Raw genomic sequence first — 19,647 nt, forward strand, 5'->3', positions numbered from 1 at the left:
GATCGGGGTCCGCGGCGCCATAGACTCGGACAGATGATCACGGCCATCGTCCTCATCTCCGCCGACGTCCACGCCATCGACGAGACCGCGCAGGCCGTGGCCGACGTCGAGGGCGTTCGCGAGGTCTACTCCTGCGCAGGCGACGTCGACCTCATCGCGACGGTCGCGGTCCGCGACCACGAGCAGATCGCGGCGGTCGTCACCGGCACCATCAACAAGCTGCCCGGGGTACGCCACACCGCGACCCACATCGCCTTCAAGACGTTCTCCAGCTCCGACGTCGACGCCGGGTTCTCGATCGGCGAGTGACCGTCGGCGGCGGGCGGCGAACTAGCTGAACGCCGCCCACCGCGTCAGCAGATCGGCCGCCGCACCGCTGTCGATCGCCCCGGCCGCCCGCGTGATCGCGGACTCGATGCGGCCGTAGAGGTCGTCCTCGCCGAGTGCGACGGTGTCGGACCGGGCCTCGGCGGCGAGATCGTGGGCGACGATCGCCCCCGCCGCGTTGAGGAGCACGGCGTCGCGCACCGGACCGGGACCGCCCGCGACCAGATCACGGGCCACCCCGGCGTTGTGCTCGGCATCGCCACCGCGCAGGTCGGCCGGATCGCAGCGCGCCACCCCGATGCGGGTCGGGTCGAATGTCGACACCTGTACCGAGCCACCCGCGGCGACCCATACCGTCGAGGTCGTCGTCGTGGTCAGTTCGTCGAGACCGTCGTCGCCCCGCACCACCAGGACCGAGTTGCCCCGACGCGCGAAGGCCTCGGCGACGACCGGCGCCAGATCGGCGAACGCACACCCCACGAGCCCACTCGAGGGCTGCGCCGGGTTGGTGAGCGGGCCCAACACGTTGAACACAGTGGGGATGCCGATCTCCTTGCGCGGAGCGGAGGCGAATCGCAGCGCCGGGTGGAACACCGGCGCGAAACAGAAGCCGATCCCCAGTGTCGCGACACTGCGGGCGACGTCGTCGGCGCGCAGGGTGATGTCGACACCGAGTCTCTCCAGCACGTCGGCGCCACCGCTGCGCGACGACGCCGACCGGTTGCCGTGTTTGACCACGGGGACCCCCGCCGCGGCGACCACGATCGACGCCATCGTCGAGATGTTGACCGTGTTCGACCGGTCACCGCCGGTGCCGACGATGTCGACCGCCGGCCCGTCCACCGCGACCCGCACCGAGTGCGCGAGCATCTCCGCGGCGAGCGCGTTGAGTTCCTCGGCCACGGGTCCCTTGATCTTCAGAGCCACACCGAAGGCGGCGATCTGGGCGGCGGTCGCGTTGTCGGACATGATCTCGTTCATCGCCCAGCGTGCCCATCCGGCCGACAGGTCGCCGCCGTCGGCGAGTGCGCCCAGTACCGACGGCCAGGTCGCGGCAGCGGACTCCACGACACCGGACTGAGCGGCCGTACTGCGGTCACCACGGGGATTCATGACGGTGAGCGTATTCGTCCCCCCGAGCGCCCGACACGCGCCGGTTGGGGCGACCGGTCAGGACTCCGGCCGCTGGAGCACCTGCCACCCGAGCACGGTCCCGTCGTGGCGGGCACCGAGGCCCGCCATGCGCGACCGCTCCTGCGAACAGTGCAGCGCGTCGACGAGCTGCGTGCGCGCCAACGCGACACGCTCCATGCCGGGCCCCGACTCGACGTCCGGACCGTCGATGCCGTCGGCGTCGACGACCTCGTAGCCGTCCTGCGCCGCGGTCTCCGCGACGGCCTCTAACTGTTCGGACGGCACCACCAACAGGTGCCGCAGCACCGCCTGGTCGGGCTCGCGCCACGCCGAGTCCGCGAGCACCGACGAGGCCGCCGCGGTGTCGTCGAAACACTCGGCGACGACGACGAGATCGGGATCACCCGGGGCAGGCTCCGATGCCGCCGCCGAACCACCCCGCAGGCGTCCGAACAGGCGTTGCAGACCCCCGGTCTCAACCGGGTGTCCGTTCAGGTCACGGGCCATGAGCAGCACTCCTCGATCATTTGCGACATTTTCTCCCACCCAGCTGGTGTTCGGTTACTACGAACCGTCATACTTCAATCTGTGACTAGCGCTGCAGGTACCTCGGGCACAGCCATCACCTCGAGGGTGCACTCTCTGAACCGTCCCAACATGGTCAGCGTGGGCACCATCGTCTGGCTGTCCAGTGAGCTCATGTTCTTCGCGGGTTTGTTCGCGATGTATTTCGTCGCCCGAGCGAACTCGGGTGGCAACTGGCCCCCGGAACCGACGGAGCTGAACCTCTTCCTGGCCATCCCGGTCACGGCGGTGCTCATCCTGTCGTCGGTGACCTGCCAGATGGGCGTGTTCGCCGCTGAGCGCGGTGACGTGTTCGGTCTCCGCCGCTGGTACATCCTCACTTTCATCATGGGCGCGTTCTTCGTTGCCGGTCAGGGCTACGAGTACTACCACCTGGTGCACGAGGGCACGACGCTGTCGTCCAGCGCCTACGGGTCGGTCTTCTACATGGCCACCGGTTTCCACGGTCTGCACGTCATCGGCGGTCTGGTCGCCTTCATCTTCCTGCTGATCCGTACGAAGCTCAGCAAGTTCACCCCGGCGCAGGCCACCGCGGCGATCGTCGTGTCGTACTACTGGCACTTCGTCGACATCGTGTGGATCGGCCTCTTCGCGACCATCTACTTCATCCGGTGATCCGACGCCGAGACATCTCGGCCGACGATCGCGCTCGCAGCCCGCAACCACCAGAGAGAGCAGAGATGAGTTCTTCTCCCCCGCCCACCACGGCCGACGACTCGGTCGACGGGGTCGGCGCCGGCAACCCCGGCACCCAGCGCACCGATGCCCGGCGCGCCAAGTCGCGTCGCAAGCTCCGTCGCCGCGCGACCGGCGCCCTGCTCCTGCTCGCGGGCCTGATGGTGGCCGGTGGACTCGCCACGGCGATCACCCCGACCCCCCAGGTCGCCACCGCCGATGCGCAGACCAACGCCGCCCTGATCCAGGACGGCAAGAAGCTCTACGAGACCTCGTGCATCACCTGCCACGGTCGCAACCTCGACGGCGTCCAGGACCGCGGGCCCTCGCTCGTGGGTGTCGGTGACGCGTCGGTCTACTTCCAGGTGTCGTCGGGCCGCATGCCCGCGGTGCGCGGTGAGGCCCAGGCCGCCCGCAAGCCGGCCAAGTTCACCGAGGCCCAGGTCGACCAGCTCGGCGCCTACGTCCAGTCGGTCGGCGGCGGTCCGTCGGTCGTCTACGAGCACAACGCCGACGGCACCGTGAAGGTCGAGAACGGCTACCCGGTCAAGGCCATGGGCGAACTGCGCGGCAACGACATCGGACGCGGCAGCGAGCTGTTCCGCCTGAACTGCGCCTCGTGCCACAACTTCACCGGTCGGGGCGGAGCCCTGTCCTCGGGCAAGTACGCGCCCACCCTCGACCCGGCGAACGAGCAGCAGATCTACACCGCGATGCTCACCGGTCCGCAGAACATGCCGAAGTTCTCCGATCGTCAGCTCACGGAGGACGAGAAGAAGGACATCATCGGCTACGTGAAGTACGCCAGCGAGACCAACCCGCAGGGTGGCTACGCGCTCGGCGGGTTCGGACCGGTGTCGGAGGGAATGGCGATGTGGGTCGTCGGCGTCATCGCCGTCGTCGCATCGGCGATGTGGATTGGATCGCGTTCATGAGCGACGAGCAGAAGCCGAGGGATCCGGACGAGGAGATGACCCCGCAGAACGCGGAGGGCACCGACCATCCGCCGACCTTCACCCGCGACGAGCTCGAGAAGATGAGCAACGACGACCTGGTGAAGCTCGGTACGAACCTCGACGGTGTGGAGATCATCCACCGCCGCGAGCGGTTCCCCGTTCCCGGCACCAAGGCCGAGAAGCGCGCCGAGCGTTCGGTGGCGATCTGGTTCGCACTGTCGGGCATCCTCGCCGTCGCGTGCTTCGTGATCTTCCTGTTCAACCACTGGCACTTCGTGCTCCCGGGCGGCAAGAACTACTTCCTGTACACGCTCAACACGCCGTTGCTGGGCGTCACCTTCGGTGGCTCGATCCTCGCGATCGGCATCGGCCTGGTGCAGTACACGAAGAAGTTCATCCCCGAGGAGATCTCGGTGCAGGACCGCCACGACGGCGGGTCCAACGACGTCGACCGCGCGACCACCGTCGCGCTGCTGTCGAACGCCGGAAGCACCTCGACCATCGGTCGTCGCAAGCTGATCATCGGGTCGGCCGCGTTCGGTGTCGGTGCGTTCGCACTGACCGGCGTCGTCGCGCTGCTCGGCGGCATCGTCAAGAACCCGTGGGCCAAGGGCAAGGACTCCGATCTCTGGCACACCGGCTGGTCGCCGATCTACAACGATCCGAAGTCGCCGAACGAGACCGTGTTTCTGCGACGCGACACCGGCGATCCGAACCAGGTCGTCCTGGTGCGCCCGGAGGATCTCGACGCCGGCGCCATGGAGACCGTGTTCCCGTGGCGTGTGTCCGACGGTTTCGGTGAGACCGAAGAGTCACGTGAGAAGTTGCACAAGGGCCTCAAACTGGTCCGCAACCCGGTCATGTTGATCCGCCTGCGCCCCACCGACACCGCCAAGGTGATCAAGCGCAAGGACCAGGAGAGCTTCAACTACGGCGACTATTTCGCCTACACAAAGGTGTGTTCGCACCTCGGATGCCCCACGTCGCTGTACGAGCAGCAGACCAACCGCATCCTGTGCCCGTGCCACCAGAGCCAGTTCAACGCGCTGGAGTACGGCAAGCCGATCTTCGGACCCGCTGCGCGGGCACTGGCGCAGCTCCCGATAACGGTGAACAATCAGGGATACATGGTTGCAGCAGGTGACTACATCGAGCCCGTCGGACCCGCCTTTTGGGAGCGGGGCCAGGGGAAGGACAAGCCATGAGCGTCATAGCTGACCGCGCGGCCACACAGGCCAACGAGGTCGACTCCCGTTACCACCTCGCCGCAGGCGTCCGGCGACAGATCAACAAGGTGTTCCCGACGCACTGGTCGTTCCTCCTCGGAGAGATCGCCCTGTACAGCTTCGTCATCCTGCTGATCTCGGGTGTCTACCTGACGCTGTTCTTCGACCCGTCGATGGCCGAGGTGACCTACAACGGGTCCTACCAGCCGCTCAACGGCGTCGAGATGAGCAAGGCCTACGCCACCGCGCTGGACATCTCGTTCGACGTGCGCGGCGGTCTGTTCGTCCGTCAGATTCACCATTGGGCGGCACTGCTGTTCGCCGCGGCGATCATCGTGCACATGGCGCGCATCTTCTTCACCGGTGCGTTCCGTCGCCCGCGTGAGGCGAACTGGGTCATCGGCTGCTTCCTGCTGATCCTGGCCATGTTCGAGGGCTTCTTCGGCTACTCACTCCCCGACGACCTGCTCTCGGGCACCGGCGTCCGCGCCGCGATGTCGGGGATCGTGATGGGTATCCCGGTGGTCGGCACGTGGGTCCACTGGGCCCTGTTCGGTGGCGACTTCCCCGGCGAGATCATCATCCCGAGGCTCTACATCCTCCACGTGCTGCTGTTCCCGGGCATCATCCTGGCGCTGATCGGCGCCCACCTGGCGCTGGTCTGGTACCAGAAGCACACCCAGTTCCCCGGCCCCGGCCGCACCGAGAAGAACGTGGTCGGTGTCCGCATCCTCCCGGTCTTCGCGGTCAAGTCCGGCGCGTTCTTCGCCGTCACCTTCGGCATCCTCGCGATCATGGCGGGCGTCTTCCAGATCAACCCGATCTGGGTCCTGGGTCCGTACAACCCGGCGCACGTCTCGGCCGGTTCGCAGCCCGACATCTACATGATGTGGACCGACGGCATGGCGCGACTGATGCCGGCGTGGGAGATCTACTTCGGCAACACCTACACGATCCCGGCCATCTTCTGGGTGGTGGCGATCATCGGTGTGGTGTTCACCGTGATGTTCGCCTACCCGTGGATCGAGAAGCGCCTCACCGGCGACGACGCTCACCACAACCTGCTGCAGCGTCCGCGTGACGTCCCGGTCCGCACCGCGATCGGGTCGATGGCCCTGGCGTTCTACGTGGTCCTGACGCTGTCGTGCATGAACGACATCATCGCGCTGAAGTTCCACATCTCGCTCAACGCGACCACGTGGATGGGCCGTATCGGCCTCATCGTCGTGCCGCCGCTGGCGTACTTCATCGCCTACCGCTGGGCCCTGGCACTGCAGCGCAGTGACCGCGCGGTCCTCGAACACGGCATCGAGACCGGCATCATCAAGCGGATGCCGCAGGGCGAGTACATCGAGGTGCACCAGCCCCTCGGCCCGGTCGACAGCCACGGACACCCGATCCCGCTCCCCTACGAGGGCGCGGCTCTGCCCAAGCGGATGAACAAGCTCGGGTCCGCCGGCGCACCCGGTACGGGTTCGCTGATGGTGGCCGACCCGATCGAGGAGCAGAAGCGCAACGCAGAGATCGAGCACGAAGCCCATCGACAGGAGCACGAGGCACTCGCCAAGCTCCAGTCGCGCGGCGGGAACATGCTCGAGAAGTAGGGGCCCACTCCCCCACTCCGCATGCCACGACGGCCGGTGAATCCCTCAGGGGTTCACCGGCCGTCGTCGTTCGCCCCCTCGTCGTTCGCCCCCTCGTCGTTCGCCCCCTCGTCGTTCGCCCCCTCGTCGACCGTCCACGTCGTCGCACCGACCGAAGCGGTCAACTGGCCGATCGACGGGTCACCACGGGTCGCCGCGGCGGCGATCGGCCACCAGGACCGCGCCGAGATCGATCGCGCCCGTCCGGATCGGCGCTCCGAAGACGAGGACACAGTCCTGGTCGTCAGGCGTGTCCACGACGCCCTCGGCAGCGACAGCGCGCAGAGGCCCCTCCCAGGGCACCCAGCCGCGAGACCGATAGAGCCGCATACCCGCCTCACTGGCCGCGAGAGCGCCGATGTCGTACGCGGCGTCCACGATGTCCTCCACGGCCGCCATGAGGGCTGAGCCGAGTCCCTGGCGCTGCGCTGCGGACGACACCGCCACCGCCTCGACGTAGCCGACCCGACAGACCCGATCCCCCACGGCGAGCTGTCGTTGCACCACCGCGGCGTGTCCGAGGACGTCACCCGACGCTCGCTGAGCCATCACGTGCACCCCGCCGAGGGCGTGGTCGAAGTCGTCGTCGTCGAAGTCGCCGGCGAAAGCGTCGGTCATCAGCGCGCGGATCGCGGCGAGATCGGACGCCGAGAGATCGGCGGTGTGGGCACGACGAAGGGCAGGTGCCGCGGCACCTGCCCTGTCGATGTTGCGTTCGTGCGGCTCAGCCGACACGAGAGGTGATCGTGATCAGTGCTTCTCGGCTCCGACGTGGTACTCGAAGACCAGTCCGCCGACAGCCATGATGATCGCGACGACCGCGGTGGCGGCGAGCCAGAAGTTCACCGTGGCCATGGCGACGGCCAGCAGGGCCGCACCGAGGGCGATCGCGATGGGCCACCAGCTGCCCGGGCTGAAGAAGCCCAGCTCGCCGGTGCCGTCCTCGATCTCGGCCTCCTCGTAGTCCTCGGGCCGGATGTCGACACGACGGGCCACGAAGCGGAAGTAGGTGCCGATGATGAGCGTCAGGCCGCCGGTCATCACCATGCCGGTGATGCCCACCCACTCGACGTTCTTGCTCGACAAGCCGGTGCAGACGCCGTAGAGGATCGCCGCGCCGAAGAAGAAGATCGTCAGGATCTCGAAGAGACGAGCCTCGATTTTCACTGCTGAGCTCCTACCGTGCAGCCGGGGATCGATGTGTTGTTCGCATCGCCGTTCGTCTGCGGCGTCGTCGTGCCGTCAGTGCTGCGACGGGTGTCGAACGGATGCGTGGTGATCGAGACCGGGGTCTCGCAGATGTTCTGCAGCGCCTGGGCGTTGGTCGCCGTCGGGTTGGCCGCACGGTAGGAGATGTAGGTGTCGAACTTCTCCTTGCTGACCGCACGCACCTCGAAGTTCATCATCGAGTGGTACGTGCCGCACATCTCCGCACACCGGCCGACGAACGCACCGGGACGGTCGATGGAGCTGACCTGCCAGCGGTTGTCGGTGTGATTCTGCTTCGGGAACGGCATCACGTCGCGCTTGAACAGGAACTCGGGAACCCAGAACGAGTGGATGACGTCGGCCGAGGCCTGCTCGAACTCGATGCGCTCGCCCACCGGGAGCACCAGCACCGGGATCTCGTCGGACGTGCCGACGGTCTCGATGCGGTCGAACTTCAGGTAGTTGCGGATGTCGTCGTCGCGGCCGTTGGCGGGCAGCGGGACCTCTTCGCCCTCTTTGTTCTCGCGGGGCAGCTGCTCCTCGTAGGGGCTGCCGTTGCGCAGGAAGCCCTCGTACTTCTGCCCGTTGCCCATCTCGACCGTGCGGTAGCCGAACTTCCAGTTCCACTGGAAGGCGGTGATGTCCACGACGACCTTGGGATCGGACTTCTTCGCCTCGACGCTGTTCTGCACGATGATCGTGAAGTAGAAGAGCACGGCGATGATCACGAACGGGATCGCGGTGTAGGTGAGCTCCAGCGGCACGTTGTAGGCCGTCTGGCGCGGGAACTCCTCGTCGGCGCTGAGCTTGCCGGTGCCCTTGCGGCGATGGAACGAGATCGTCCAGAAGGTGAGCGCCCAGACGATGATGCCCATCACGAGCGCGGCGATCACCGACCACGTCCACAGGTGCCGCATGTCCTCGGCCTCCGGCGTGACGCCTTCGGGCCACCCGAAACGCATCGCCTCCGAGGCGCTGCACCCCGACATCAGCAGTGCGCCGACTCCCAGGAGGAGCAACGCGTAGACCCTCTTCACCCTGCGACGACCTGTACCGGTCGCCGTCAGCCGTGGCCGTCCACCGTGTGTCACTGTCACGCCTTCCCGCATGTCGAACACCCACTCGCGCAGATGCGCTGCGCCGGTCCGCTGTGGGCGTTCTCGGCGTGGTGCATCCAGTACTACGCAGCGTAGACCAAGTGTCGCCGACTTTCGTGATCGGGGTTTGGTGGGCATGGCCACCCCTGCCGAGTGCGGCATACTCGACGGCGTCCGAGCGGTCGCCGAGCACCCGTCCCCGACCCCTGGCGGGGTCGGATCCCCGGGTCCGACGGCGCCGCTTCCCGACCTCGATCGGAGTGTTCTCACGTGTGTGGCCTGGTGGGCTTGCTGACCAGCGACGGCTCCGGCCGGCGCCTGCGCGAAGGGTTCCCCACGGCGCTGCACTGCATGCGACACCGGGGTCCCGACGAGCCCGGCGGGACGTGGAGCGACGACGATCTCGTCCTCGGGTTCAACCGGCTCGCGTTCATCGACATCGAACACTCGCACCAGCCGCTTCGGTGGGGACCACCGGAGTCGCCCGACCGGTACGCACTGACCTACAACGGCGAGGTCTACAACTACCTCGAACTGCGGGCGCAGCTCGCCGCCGACGAGGGCGCGGTCTTCCACACCGAGGGTGACGGCGAGGCCGTCGTCGCGGCGTTCCACTACTGGGGGCCCGGCGCGGTCGCCCGGCTGCGCGGGATGTTCGCGTTCGCGATCTGGGACACCGAGACCCGGACCCTCTTCCTGGCCCGCGACCCGTTCGGCATCAAGCCGCTGTTCATGGCGACCGGCCCGGGCGGCACCGCATTCGGCAGCGAGAAGAAGAGCATCCTCGCGCTGCTGGACTCCGTCGGCGGCGGCCGCGACCTCGACCCCCGCGCAATCGAGCACTACACGGTCCTGCAGTACGTCCCCGAGCCCGAGACGCTGCACCGCGACATCACCCGACTCGAATCCGGATGTCACGCGACGCTGACGCCGGGCTCGGCGCCGCGGATCCAGCGCTACTTCACCCCACAGTTCGACATCCGGCCGTTCACCTCCGGCGGCGAGCAGCGTCGCTACGACGAGATCGCCGAGGTGCTCTCGGACTCGGTCGCCAAGCACATGCGCGCCGACGTCACCGTCGGCTCGTTCCTCTCCGGCGGCATCGATTCGACCGCCATCGCCGCCCTGGCCATCCGCCACAACCCCGACCTCATCACCTTCACCACCGGATTCGAACGCGAGGGTTACTCCGAGGTCGACGTGGCCGCGGAGTCGGCCGCGGCGATCGGTGCCCGCCACATCGTGAAGGTGGTGGGCCCGGCCGAGTTCGCGTCGGCGATCCCCGAGATCGTCTGGTACCTCGACGATCCCGTCGCCGACCCGGCGTTGGTGCCGTTGTACTTCGTCGCCCAGGAGGCCCGCAAACACGTCAAGGTGGTGTTGTCCGGCGAGGGGGCCGACGAGCTGTTCGGCGGGTACACCATCTACCGGGAACCGCTGTCGCTCAAGCCGTTCGACCGCCTCCCCGGCGGACTGCGTTCCGCGGCCGGACGGCTGTCGGCGCGCATCCCCGAGGGCACCCGCGGCAAGAGCCTGCTCCACCGCGGGTCGATGACCCTCGAGGAGCGCTACTACGGCAACGCCCGATCGTTCGACGACGCCCGACTACGCGCGGTACTGCGCGGATACCGCCCCGAGTGGACCCACACCGACGTCACCGCCGATCTGTACGCGACGACCCGCGGCTGGGATCCGGTGGCGCGCATGCAGCACATCGACCTGTTCACCTGGTTGCGGGGCGACATCCTCGTCAAGGCCGACAAGATGACGATGGCGAACTCGCTGGAGCTGCGGGTGCCGTTCCTCGACCCGGAGGTCTTCGAGGTCGCGCAACGGCTGCCCACCGACCAGAAACTGGCCCACGGCACCACGAAGTACGCGCTACGGCGCGCACTCGAGCAGATCGTCCCCGGCCACGTACTGCATCGCAAGAAGCTGGGTTTCCCCGTGCCGCTGCGGCATTGGCTCGCCGGCACCGAGTTGCACGACTGGGCGCGCGAGACCATCGCGCACTCGCAGACCGATCAGATCTTCGACAAGGCCGCGGTGCTGGCCATGCTCGACGAGCACCGTGCGGGCACCGTCGACAACAGCCGGCGGCTGTGGACGGTCCTGGTCTTCATGGTGTGGCACGGCATCTTCGTCGAGGGCTCCATCACCCCGACCATCGCCGACCGCGAATACCCGGTCACCCTGTAGCCCCACGACGCCAGACGCCGCCCGGAAGGTGAACGATCCCCCGCCGGGCGGCGTGTCTGTCGGTGAGGTGACGCGTCAGGCGACGACGGCACCGATCTCGGTGGCCGCGTCCTCGCCGTAGGCGTCGGCGATACGCGCCAGGGCCGATTCGCGATCCCAGGTCCAGTCCTGCGGGGCGACGGTCTCCAGGACCAGCACGGCCACGAGCGACCCCAGCTGCGCCGACCGCTCGAAGCTGAGTCCGGCGGCGTTGCCGACCAGGAAACCGGCGCGGAAGCCGTCGCCGACACCGGTGGGGTCGACCTTCTTCGTCTCGGGGACCACCGCGATGTGCGTGCGGGTGCCGTCGCGCTCGATGATCTCGGCGCCGTCCTTGCCGAGGGTCGTGATGCGGGTCTGCACCTGCTCGGCCACCTGCTCGGAGGTCAGGTCGGCCTTCTTCTGCAGCAGGCCCCACTCGTACTCGTTGGTGAACAGGTAGGTGGCGCCGGCGATGAGCGTGCGGATCTGCTCGCCGTCGAGCAACGCGAGCTGCTGCGAGGGGTCGGCGGCGAACGGGATCTCCAGATCGCGGCACGCCTGGCTGTGGCGGACCATGGCCTCGGGATCGTCGGCGCCGATCAGGACCAGTTCGGGCTTGCCGACCTCGTCGGAGAGGTCCGACAGCGAGATCTGCCGGGCCTCGGCCATCGCGCCGACGTAGAAGCTGGCCAGCTGGGCCATGTCGTCGTCGGTGGTGCACATGAACCGCGCGGTGTGGGCGTTGCGCGACACCCGGACACCGCTGCAGTCGACACCCTTGCTCTCGAGCCACGACCGGTAGTCGTCGAAGTCACTGCCGACTGCGCCCACGAGCAGCGGTGACGCACCGAGGACGCCCATGCCGTAGGAGATGTTGCCGGCTACGCCGCCGCGGCGGATGACCAGTTCCTCCACCAGGAAGCTCAGTGAGATGTGATGCAGGTGCTCTTCGAGGAGCTGCTCGGAGAACTTTCCCTTGAACCGCATCAGGTGATCGGTCGCGATCGACCCGCAAATGGCGATGGCCACGGCAGTCAAACCCTTTCGTCTGCGTTTATCGGCACACCCCCGAGCACGCACGACGCCCCCGGGGTTCGTGGCCGAACCCGGGCCCAACGCTACAGCGCCCGGCACACACACCTGTGGCCCGCACCGAAGTCGGTACGGGCCACAGGGACGAGCACGTCGTGGTGGCGGTGATCACACCGCCGTCGGCGTCAGTTGAACGAGTCGCCGCAGGCGCAGCTGCCGGTCGCGTTCGGGTTGTCGATGGTGAAGCCCTGCTTCTCGATGGTGTCGACGAAGTCGATGGACGCGCCCTGGACGTAGGGCGAGCTCATGCGGTCGACGGCCAGCTTCACGCCGCCGAAATCGGAGATCTCGTCGCCGTCGAGGCTGCGATCGTCGAAGAAGAGCTGGTAGCGCAGGCCGGCACATCCGCCGGGCTGGACGGCGATGCGCAGGGACAGGTCGTCACGACCCTCCTGGTCGAGCAGTGCCTTGGCCTTGCTCGCGGCGGCGTCGGTCAGCCGGACGCCACCGGTGGTGGTCGTGGTGTCGGCCGTGGCCTGGTTGTCGACAGTCATAGCGGTCTCCTCGGTGTGCAGACAGTGTACGAGCGAACGGTGTTCTCGGTTCGGCGCAGATGACGGGCGGTTGGCCGCCTCACGCCGATGTCGCACGGGTGTCGTCGTACTCCTCGGCATCAACGGTACCCCTACGACTGCTATTCCGGCGGTCCGCCGGGGCCGCCGCGGGGCGTCGTCCAACCGCGCGCGATGTCTGTCACGAGTCGTTCGAGCAACGGCCCCGCCTCACCCATCGCGTGCTCGGTCGAATCGGCGATGTCGACGATCGCGTGCGCCTCGGCGATCCCGGCGTCGGTGATCGCCGAGCGCGCCAGCGTGACCTGCCCGGCCACCACGACCACCGGCACCGCGTGCGCCGCCGCGGCGGACGCGGCGGCGGCCACGACCTTGCCGCGCAGCGTCTGGCTGTCGAACCGGCCCTCGCCGGTGATGAGGACATCGGCGGCCGCGACCAGCGACTCGAAGCCGATGGCCTCGGCGATCACGGTCGCGCCCGACACCCGACGGCCCCCCAGAGCGAGCAGCGCCGCGCCCAGCCCCCCGGCCGCCCCCGCGCCCGGTTCGTCGGACACCACGCGCCCGGCCAGTGCGGTCAGACGCTCGTCCACCTGAGCCATCCGCGTCTCGAGACGCGCCACGGTGTCGGCGTCGGCCCCCTTCTGCGGTCCGAAGACATGCGCCGCGCCCCATTCCCCGAGCAGCGGGTTCTCCACATCCGACGCGACGATCAGGTCGAGCGGGGTGACGAGGTCGGCGGCGGCCGCGAGGTCGGTGCCGGTCGAACCGGCCGCCGCGACGAGCGCCTCGAGCATTCCCACGCCGCCGTCGGTGGTGGCGCTGCCTCCCAGTCCGACGACGACGGCGTTCGCACCCCGGGCCAGGGCCGCGAGGACGAGCTCCCCGACCCCGTGGGTCGTGGCCGCCCACGCGGTGTCGGGTGTCGGGCGCCCCACCTGGTGCAGGCCACAGGCCTGCGCGCACTCGATGTACGCCGTGACATGCCCGTCGTCGTGGTGGAGCAGCCACCGGGCGTCGACCGGATCGCCGAGCGGACCGCGCACGGTGGTGGTGATCACCTCACCGAACCGGGTGGCGAGCACGTCGACGAAACCGGGACCACCGTCGGACAGCGGCGCGCGGACCACGTCGTCGTCGGGCCGGCCGAGGATCCAACCGGCGGCGATCGCGTCGGCGGCGGCCACCGCCGTGAGGGTGTCGCCGAACGAATCCGGAGAGATAAGGGCCCGCATGGCCGAAGTATAGGAACGCGGGCAGCACCCGGCAGTCCGAGCGGACACCGTCTCGCGGGGGCACAGTTCTCACCGGATGGCGGCGCCGGCGCCGCGATCAAATATCCTTACGGGGTGAAGCTGCCCTGGAGCAAGGAAGACGCCGGCAACGGCGACGGACGCGAGACCGACGGACCCGGAAGCGGGGCCGACGGCAACGGGGCGGGCCGTTCGACCACCGCGACCACATCCGCGACCGCACCCAAGCGGACCGAGGGCAAGGGACGACCGACGCCCACCCGTCGCGAAGCCGAGGGGCGTCGCCGCGGCCCCGTCGCCCCGGCCCCGCTGACGCGGGCCGAGGCACGTGCTCGCAAGAAGACGGTGGGCGGGCCGAAGCTGAGCCGCGCCGAGAAGAAGGCCCAGTCCGACACCCGACGGACCGCCCGTGCCGAGCAGCGTCAGCGGATGATGGACGGCGACGAGAAGTACCTCATGCCGCGCGACAAGGGCCCGGTCCGCAAGTACGCGCGCGACGTCGTCGACTCTCGCCGCAACTTCGCGGGACTGTTCATGCCGTTCGCGATCCTGTTGATCGTGGTCATGTTCCTGCCCGCGATCGCGGTGTACGCGACGCTGATCATGCTGATCTTCGCGCTGTTCCTCGCCGTCGACGGCGTGATCCTCGGTCGCATTGTCAACAACCGTGTGCGCGAACGGTTCCCGGACACCCCCGACGGCGGTTTCAAGCTCGGGTGGTACTCGTTCAGCCGGTCGATGCAGATGCGGTTCATGCGTGCGCCCCGTCCCCAGGTCAAGCCCGGCGACGCGGTCTGACGTCGGTGCGCACGTTGGTTCTGGGCGGTATCCGCTCGGGTAAGTCGGCGTACGCCGAACAGATCATCTCCGCACGCGGCGACGCCGTCCGCTACCTCGCGACCGCGGCAACCCCTGCGACCGGCGACCCGGACTGGGCGTCGCGTATCGACGCCCACCGGGATCGGCGTCCCTCGACATGGACGACCGTCGAGTCCGCCGACGTCGCCGGCGCGCTCCGGTCGAACCCCGCGACGCCCACCCTCGTCGACGACCTCGGCAGCTGGGTCACCACCTACCTCGACGAGATCGGCGGATGGGACGCCCCGACGGTCGACCTGTCGTCCCGCACCGCCGACCTGTGTTCGGCGCTCGCCGCGACGACCGGTGACGTCGTGGTGGTCAGTCCCGAGGTCGGGTTGTCGCTCGTGGCACCGACACCGGCCGGACGCCGCTTCCAGGACGAACTGGGCGCGGTCAACGCCGCTGTCGCCGCCGTGTGTGATCGCGTGGTGCTGCTCGTCGCCGGGCGGGTCGTCGAGCTCGACGACGCCGAGACCGTGTCGGTGGTCGCCGAGGCGCCATCGCGCGCCATCGATCACGAGCCCGAGCCGACGGCCGTCGCGTCGCCCCCGGAGCCCTCGACACCCGCGCACACCCCGTCGCCGCACACACCCGACGCCGCGCCGAGCACGGTGGGCGACCACCACGACGCCGCCGACGAGTTCGACATCGTGCCGTCGCCGGATCACACCATCGGCGACGAGGCCCGCGGCCGACACATGATCCTGACCAAGCCCGCGGGGTCGCTGGGTCGGCTCGAGGAGATCTCCATCTGGGCGTCGGCGTGCCAGGGTGTCTGTCCGCCTGCGCCTTTCGCCCACCCGACGGTCGTGGTGTTCGCCGGCGACCACGGTGTCGCGCACGCAGGTGTGTCGGCGTACCCGCCCGAGGTGACCGGCCAGATGGTGGCCAACATCCTCTCCGGTGGTGCCGCGGTGAACGTGCTGGCGCGTCAAGCCGGGGTGGCCGTCCGCGTGGAGGACATCGGTGTCGACGCCGACACCGACGAGTCGGTACGCCGGTTCAAGGTGCGGCGCGGTTGCGGCGACCTGCGCACCACCGACACCCTCACCGCCGCCGAGACCAACGCCGCGCTCGCCAACGGTCGGGCGATCGCCGACGAGCTCATCGACTCCGGTGCCGATCTGCTGATCGCCGGGGACCTCGGTATCGGCAACACCACGCCGGCGGCGGTGCTCGTGGGCACCATCACCGACACCGAACCGGTGGTGGTGGTCGGGCGCGGGACCGGTATCGACGACGCCGGCTGGATCCGCAAGACCGCCGCGATCCGCGACGGCATGCGGCGGGCCCGCGCGGTGTCGCGCTCCCCCATCGCGCTGCTCGCAGCGGTGGCCGGTGCCGATCTCACGGCCATGGCGGGATTCCTCGCCCAGGCCGCCCAACGCCGCACACCCGTCGTCCTCGACGGCCTGGTGGTCACCGCGGCCGCGCTCGTCGCCGAGGATCTCGCGCCCGGTGCGGCGCAGTGGTGGATCGCCGGTCACCGTTCGGCCGAACCGGCGCATTCGATTGCGCTGCAACACCTCGCACTCGAGCCGGTGCTCGAGTTCTCCATGCGGCTCGGCGAGGGCAGCGGCGCGCTGACCGCCGTGCCGATCGTGCAGGCCGCCGTGGCCACGCTCGCCTCGATGGCCACCTTCGGCGACTCCGGGGTCAGCGAGCGATCCGCCGAGGCGGCGTCGACCGGGCGACGGTGACGACCGCCGGCCCGCTGCGCTCGGTGTGGCTGGCGGTGTCGTGGCTGACCGTTGTCCCGGTGCCCCAGCCGCGCACGGAGATCGACCGTGCGGCCGGTGCCGGTGCCATCGCGGCGAGTCCGCTCGTCGGTGTCGGTCTCGGAGGGGTGGCCGCGGGTGTCGGGGCACTGCTGTCGCAGACGGCGCTGCCCCCGATCGTGGTCGGCGCGCTCGTCGTCGCCGTGCTCGGATTGCTCACGCGCGGAATGCACATCGACGGGCTGGCCGACACCGTCGACGGACTCGGGTGTTACGGCCCGCCGGACCGTGCCCGTGAGGTGATGCGCAGCGGCGGCGTGGGTCCGTTCGGTGCGGCTGCCCTCGTCGTGGTGATGCTGGTACAGGCCGGATCCCTCGGCGCGCTGGTCGAGGGCCACCAGTGGTACGCGATCGCCGCCGCCGTCGCCGTTGGTCGCCTGACCGTCCCCATCGCGTGTCGCCGCGGACTACCCGCCGCGACAGGAGGATTCGGTGAACTGGTGGCCGACAGTCAGCGGTGGTCGATCGGTCTGTGGTCTCTGCTCGCCGTGGCGTGTGCGGTGGCGGTCGACCTCGACAGCTGGTGGCGCGGTGTCGTCACGGTGGTCGTGATCGGCGCCGGCGCCTGGTTGCTGTCGGCGCACTGCGCCCGCCGGCTGGGCGGGGTCAGCGGCGACGTGCTCGGCGCAGGTGTCGAGATCGGCACCGCCGTCGCGCTCGTCGCCGTCGCGCTCTGAAGAGCAACGACCGGACCGGTCAGCCCCGGTGGAGCTCGGTCATCCAGCCGTGCGTGTCGGCGAACGTGCCGCGTTGGATGCCGGTGAGGGTGTCGCGCAGCGCGGTGGTGACCTCGCCGGGTCCGCCGTCGCCGATGCGGTAGTCGTCGGTGTCGCCCTTGACGCGACCGACGGGGGTGATCACCGCGGCGGTCCCGCAGGCGAAGACCTCGGTGATGTCACCCGACGCCACACCCTTGCGCAGTTCCTCGCTGCTCACCTTGCGCTCCTCGACCGAGATACCCGCGTCGACCGAGAGCGACAGCAGCGAGTCCCGGGTGACACCGGGCAGCAGCGATCCCGACAGCTCGGGGGTCACCAGACGCGCGTCGGCGCCCGACCCGAAGACGAAGAACAGGTTCATCCCGCCCATCTCCTCGATGAACCGACGTTCGATGGCGTCGAGCCACACCACCTGCTCGCATCCGTGCTCGGCGGCCTGCGCCTGCGCGAGCAGCGATGCGGCGTAGTTGCCGCCCGTCTTGGCGTCACCGATGCCGCCCGGCGCGGCACGCACGTACTCCGACGACAGCCACACGCTGACGGGCTTCACGCCCTGGGCGAAGTAGGCGCCGGCCGGCGAGGCGATCACCACGTAGCGGTAGGTCTTCGACGGGCGGACACCGAGCGCGGCCTCGGTGGCGAACATGAACGGCCGGATGTAGAGCGAATCCTCACCGCCGGCCGACGGCACCCAGGCGTTGTCGGCGTCGAGGAGGGCGCGCAGCGAGGCGAGGAAGTCCTCCTCGGGCAGCTCGGGCATGGCCAGCCGCCGCGCCGACGAGTTGAGCCGACGTGCGTTGGCGTCGGGCCGGAACGAGGCGATCGACCCGTCGGGCTGCCGGTAGGCCTTGAGCCCCTCGAAGATCTCCTGCGCGTAGTGCAGGACCATCGCCGACGGATCGAGGGCGATGGGGCCATAGGGCAGCACCTGCGCCGAATGCCAGCCGCGGTCGGCGTCGTAATCGACGCTCACCATGTTGTCGGTGAAGTAGTTGCCGAAGCCGGGCGCCGCCAGGATCTCGGCACGGCGTGCCTCCGACACCGGATGCGGGTGCTCGGTTCGGGTGAACTCCATGGTCATCGGGCAATCCTAGCGCGTGGCACCTGTGCGCCGGCGCCGTCACCCGCGCCCACGCGCGTGACGACTCAGCTGGTGCTGGTCTCCACGAACGGCGGTGCCACGACCTCGCATTCGAGGTCGCGACCGCGCACGTCGACGACCACGCGGTCACCGTCGGCGACACCGGGAGCGGTGTCGATCAGCGCGAGCGCGATGCCCTGCTTCAACGTCGGCGAGAAGGTGCCCGAGGTGCACAACCCGATCGCCGTCCCCGCGGCGTCGCGCACCACGCAGTCCGCGCGCGGGACACCGCGGCCGACCGCCTTGAGACCGCGCAGGCGTCGCGTCGGTCCCGACTCCTTCTCGGCGAGAAGCGCGTCACGACCGAAGAACTCGTCCTTCTTCCACCCGACGGCCCAGCCACACCGCGCCTGCAGCGGACTGATGTCGAGCGAGAGTTCGTGTCCGTGCAGCGGGTAACCCATCTCGGTGCGCAGGGTGTCGCGCGCGCCCAGACCCGCGGGCAGCCCGCCCGCCTCGGTCACCGCGGCGAGCACCACCTCGAACACCTCGGCGGTGTCGTCCCACGCCGGCAGGAGCTCGAACCCGCGCTCGCCGGTGTAGCCGGTCCGGCACACCCGGATCGTGCGCGAACGTCCGCCGATCGCGAGTTCGGCGTCGACGTAGGACATGTACCCCATCTCGGTGGGCAGCCCGATCGCGGTCAGGACCTCCGCCGAGCGCGGTCCCTGCACGGCGAGCACACCGTACTCACGGTGGCGATCGCGGACGGAGATGTCGGCGGGCGCGGCTGCGGCCAGCGCGGCCACGACGGCGGCGGTGTTCGCGGCGTTGGGGACGAGGAACACCTCGTCGTCGGACACCCAGTAGGCGATGAGGTCGTCGATCACGCCGCCGGACTCGTCGGTGCACAGGGTGTACTGCGCCCGACCCGGTTCGATTTTCCTCAGATCGTTGGTGAGACAACGGTTCACGAACTCCGCGGCCCCCGGACCGGTCACCGACGCCTTGCCGAGGTGGCTCACGTCGAACACACCGACGACCTCACGCACCGCGGCGTGCTCGGCCACGGTGCCGGAATACGATACCGGCATCAACCATCCACCGAACTCGGCGAACGCGGCGCCGATCCGCTCGTGGACGGCGTGGATCGGTCCGTGCAGGGGTGCGTCACTCATGGCAGACAACCTATCTGCCCCCGCCCACGGCCGTCACCGCCGCAGCCGCGCACGCCCACTAGGCTCGATCCCGATCACCGCGAACGAGAGATGCCGACGAA

Annotated in this window: 19 protein-coding genes; 9 read left to right on the plus strand and 10 right to left on the minus strand. The window is 69.1% G+C overall.

Annotated elements, in window-relative coordinates; translation table 11 throughout:
• The first annotated feature begins 33 nt into the window (after positions 1 to 33).
• Positions 34 to 309, plus strand: a complete 276-nt coding sequence (locus OG579_RS04485) for an Lrp/AsnC family transcriptional regulator (protein ID WP_045823103.1) — start codon at positions 34 to 36, stop codon at positions 307 to 309.
• Between the two features lie 21 nt (positions 310 to 330).
• On the opposite strand, the gene trpD is transcribed toward OG579_RS04485, so the two are convergent.
• Positions 331 to 1,440, minus strand: a complete 1,110-nt coding sequence (trpD, locus tag OG579_RS04490) for an anthranilate phosphoribosyltransferase (RefSeq protein ID WP_328858242.1) — start codon at positions 1,438 to 1,440, stop codon at positions 331 to 333.
• 57 nt (positions 1,441 to 1,497) lie between these two features.
• Positions 1,498 to 1,968: a hypothetical protein gene (locus OG579_RS04495; protein ID WP_328858243.1), complete on the minus strand. Its 471-nt coding sequence runs from the start codon at positions 1,966 to 1,968 to the stop codon at positions 1,498 to 1,500.
• Positions 1,969 to 2,049: 81 nt separating this feature from the next.
• Here OG579_RS04495 and ctaE point away from each other — a divergent pair, with 81 nt between their 5' ends.
• The 4 genes from ctaE to qcrB all read left to right on the plus strand — a co-directional run bounded on the left by ctaE (position 2,050) and on the right by qcrB (position 6,507).
• The gene (gene ctaE / locus OG579_RS04500; protein ID WP_082501947.1) at positions 2,050 to 2,661 is read left to right on the plus strand and encodes an aa3-type cytochrome oxidase subunit III; all 612 of its coding nucleotides are present in this window, start codon (positions 2,050 to 2,052) and stop codon (positions 2,659 to 2,661) included.
• 65 nt (positions 2,662 to 2,726) lie between these two features.
• The gene (gene qcrC, locus OG579_RS04505) at positions 2,727 to 3,656 is read left to right on the plus strand and encodes a cytochrome bc1 complex diheme cytochrome c subunit (protein WP_045823106.1); all 930 of its coding nucleotides are present in this window, start codon (positions 2,727 to 2,729) and stop codon (positions 3,654 to 3,656) included.
• 35 nt (positions 3,657 to 3,691) lie between these two features.
• A complete protein-coding gene (gene qcrA, locus OG579_RS04510; RefSeq protein WP_408068799.1) occupies positions 3,692 to 4,882 on the plus strand; it encodes a cytochrome bc1 complex Rieske iron-sulfur subunit in 1,191 nt (396 codons plus the stop codon).
• Positions 4,879 to 6,507 carry a cytochrome bc1 complex cytochrome b subunit gene (gene qcrB / locus OG579_RS04515; protein ID WP_045823107.1) on the plus strand — a complete coding sequence of 543 codons (1,629 nt, stop codon included), beginning with the start codon at positions 4,879 to 4,881 and terminating at the stop codon, positions 6,505 to 6,507. Before qcrA ends, qcrB begins: the two co-directional genes overlap by 4 nt.
• 180 nt (positions 6,508 to 6,687) lie before the next feature.
• On the opposite strand, the gene OG579_RS04520 is transcribed toward qcrB, so the two are convergent.
• Genes OG579_RS04520 through ctaC form a run of 3 tightly spaced genes read right to left on the minus strand, consistent with a single transcriptional unit; the run spans position 6,688 to position 8,852 of the window.
• A complete protein-coding gene (locus tag OG579_RS04520) occupies positions 6,688 to 7,281 on the minus strand; it encodes a GNAT family N-acetyltransferase (protein ID WP_328858245.1) in 594 nt (197 codons plus the stop codon).
• 15 nt (positions 7,282 to 7,296) lie between these two features.
• Complete coding sequence (locus tag OG579_RS04525) at positions 7,297 to 7,713, minus strand: cytochrome c oxidase subunit 4 (protein ID WP_045823108.1); 417 nt, start codon at positions 7,711 to 7,713, stop codon at positions 7,297 to 7,299.
• Positions 7,710 to 8,852, minus strand: a complete 1,143-nt coding sequence (ctaC, locus tag OG579_RS04530) for an aa3-type cytochrome oxidase subunit II (RefSeq protein ID WP_408068748.1) — start codon at positions 8,850 to 8,852, stop codon at positions 7,710 to 7,712. The genes OG579_RS04525 and ctaC overlap by 4 nt, the downstream gene beginning before the upstream one ends.
• Positions 8,853 to 9,122: 270 nt before the next feature.
• Between ctaC and asnB the strand changes: the two genes are divergently transcribed.
• On the plus strand, positions 9,123 to 11,051 hold the full coding sequence (asnB, locus tag OG579_RS04535) for an asparagine synthase (glutamine-hydrolyzing) (protein WP_328858246.1): 1,929 nt from the start codon (positions 9,123 to 9,125) through the stop codon (positions 11,049 to 11,051).
• A 75-nt stretch (positions 11,052 to 11,126) separates the two neighbouring features.
• On the opposite strand, the gene OG579_RS04540 is transcribed toward asnB, so the two are convergent.
• The 3 genes from OG579_RS04540 to OG579_RS04550 form a co-directional block, all read right to left on the minus strand.
• Positions 11,127 to 12,101: a carbohydrate kinase family protein gene (locus OG579_RS04540; protein WP_203225451.1), complete on the minus strand. Its 975-nt coding sequence runs from the start codon at positions 12,099 to 12,101 to the stop codon at positions 11,127 to 11,129.
• Positions 12,102 to 12,289: 188 nt separating this feature from the next.
• On the minus strand, positions 12,290 to 12,658 hold the full coding sequence (locus OG579_RS04545; protein ID WP_045823110.1) for a HesB/IscA family protein: 369 nt from the start codon (positions 12,656 to 12,658) through the stop codon (positions 12,290 to 12,292).
• Between the two features lie 140 nt (positions 12,659 to 12,798).
• The gene (locus OG579_RS04550; protein WP_328858247.1) at positions 12,799 to 13,911 is read right to left on the minus strand and encodes a glycerate kinase family protein; all 1,113 of its coding nucleotides are present in this window, start codon (positions 13,909 to 13,911) and stop codon (positions 12,799 to 12,801) included.
• 114 nt (positions 13,912 to 14,025) lie between these two features.
• Between OG579_RS04550 and OG579_RS04555 the strand changes: the two genes are divergently transcribed.
• Genes OG579_RS04555 through OG579_RS04565 form a run of 3 tightly spaced genes read left to right on the plus strand, consistent with a single transcriptional unit; the run spans position 14,026 to position 17,245 of the window.
• Positions 14,026 to 14,727: a DUF3043 domain-containing protein gene (locus OG579_RS04555; protein WP_052688910.1), complete on the plus strand. Its 702-nt coding sequence runs from the start codon at positions 14,026 to 14,028 to the stop codon at positions 14,725 to 14,727.
• A gap of 5 nt (positions 14,728 to 14,732) precedes the next feature.
• Positions 14,733 to 16,490 carry a nicotinate-nucleotide--dimethylbenzimidazole phosphoribosyltransferase gene (gene cobT / locus OG579_RS04560; protein WP_408068749.1) on the plus strand — a complete coding sequence of 586 codons (1,758 nt, stop codon included), beginning with the start codon at positions 14,733 to 14,735 and terminating at the stop codon, positions 16,488 to 16,490.
• Positions 16,487 to 17,245, plus strand: coding sequence for an adenosylcobinamide-GDP ribazoletransferase (locus tag OG579_RS04565; protein WP_328858248.1), 759 nt, complete (start codon positions 16,487 to 16,489; stop codon positions 17,243 to 17,245). Before cobT ends, OG579_RS04565 begins: the two co-directional genes overlap by 4 nt.
• Before the next feature lie 19 nt (positions 17,246 to 17,264).
• On the opposite strand, the gene OG579_RS04570 is transcribed toward OG579_RS04565, so the two are convergent.
• Positions 17,265 to 18,368: a branched-chain amino acid aminotransferase gene (locus tag OG579_RS04570; RefSeq protein WP_045823114.1), complete on the minus strand. Its 1,104-nt coding sequence runs from the start codon at positions 18,366 to 18,368 to the stop codon at positions 17,265 to 17,267.
• 65 nt (positions 18,369 to 18,433) lie between these two features.
• A complete protein-coding gene (gcvT, locus tag OG579_RS04575) occupies positions 18,434 to 19,546 on the minus strand; it encodes a glycine cleavage system aminomethyltransferase GcvT (RefSeq protein ID WP_328858249.1) in 1,113 nt (370 codons plus the stop codon).
• Positions 19,547 to 19,647 lie beyond the last annotated feature (101 nt).

The sequence above is a fragment of the Williamsia herbipolensis genome (assembly GCF_036153515.1).
Lineage (GTDB): Bacteria > Actinomycetota > Actinomycetes > Mycobacteriales > Mycobacteriaceae > Williamsia_A > Williamsia_A herbipolensis.

Excerpts from the sequence above, each read along its gene's own strand:
- OG579_RS04485 (WP_045823103.1), top strand. The coding sequence starts at position 34 with ATGATCACGGCCATCGTCCTCATCTCCGCCGACGTCCACGCCATCGAC.
- trpD (WP_328858242.1), bottom strand. The coding sequence starts at position 1,440 with ATGAATCCCCGTGGTGACCGCAGTACGGCCGCTCAGTCCGGTGTCGTG.
- OG579_RS04495 (WP_328858243.1), bottom strand. The coding sequence starts at position 1,968 with ATGGCCCGTGACCTGAACGGACACCCGGTTGAGACCGGGGGTCTGCAA.
- qcrC (WP_045823106.1), top strand. The coding sequence starts at position 2,727 with ATGAGTTCTTCTCCCCCGCCCACCACGGCCGACGACTCGGTCGACGGG.
- qcrA (WP_408068799.1), top strand. The coding sequence starts at position 3,692 with ATGACCCCGCAGAACGCGGAGGGCACCGACCATCCGCCGACCTTCACC.
- qcrB (WP_045823107.1), top strand. The coding sequence starts at position 4,879 with ATGAGCGTCATAGCTGACCGCGCGGCCACACAGGCCAACGAGGTCGAC.
- OG579_RS04545 (WP_045823110.1), bottom strand. The coding sequence starts at position 12,658 with ATGACTGTCGACAACCAGGCCACGGCCGACACCACGACCACCACCGGT.
- OG579_RS04550 (WP_328858247.1), bottom strand. The coding sequence starts at position 13,911 with ATGCGGGCCCTTATCTCTCCGGATTCGTTCGGCGACACCCTCACGGCG.
- OG579_RS04570 (WP_045823114.1), bottom strand. The coding sequence starts at position 18,368 with ATGACCATGGAGTTCACCCGAACCGAGCACCCGCATCCGGTGTCGGAG.
- gcvT (WP_328858249.1), bottom strand. The coding sequence starts at position 19,546 with ATGAGTGACGCACCCCTGCACGGACCGATCCACGCCGTCCACGAGCGG.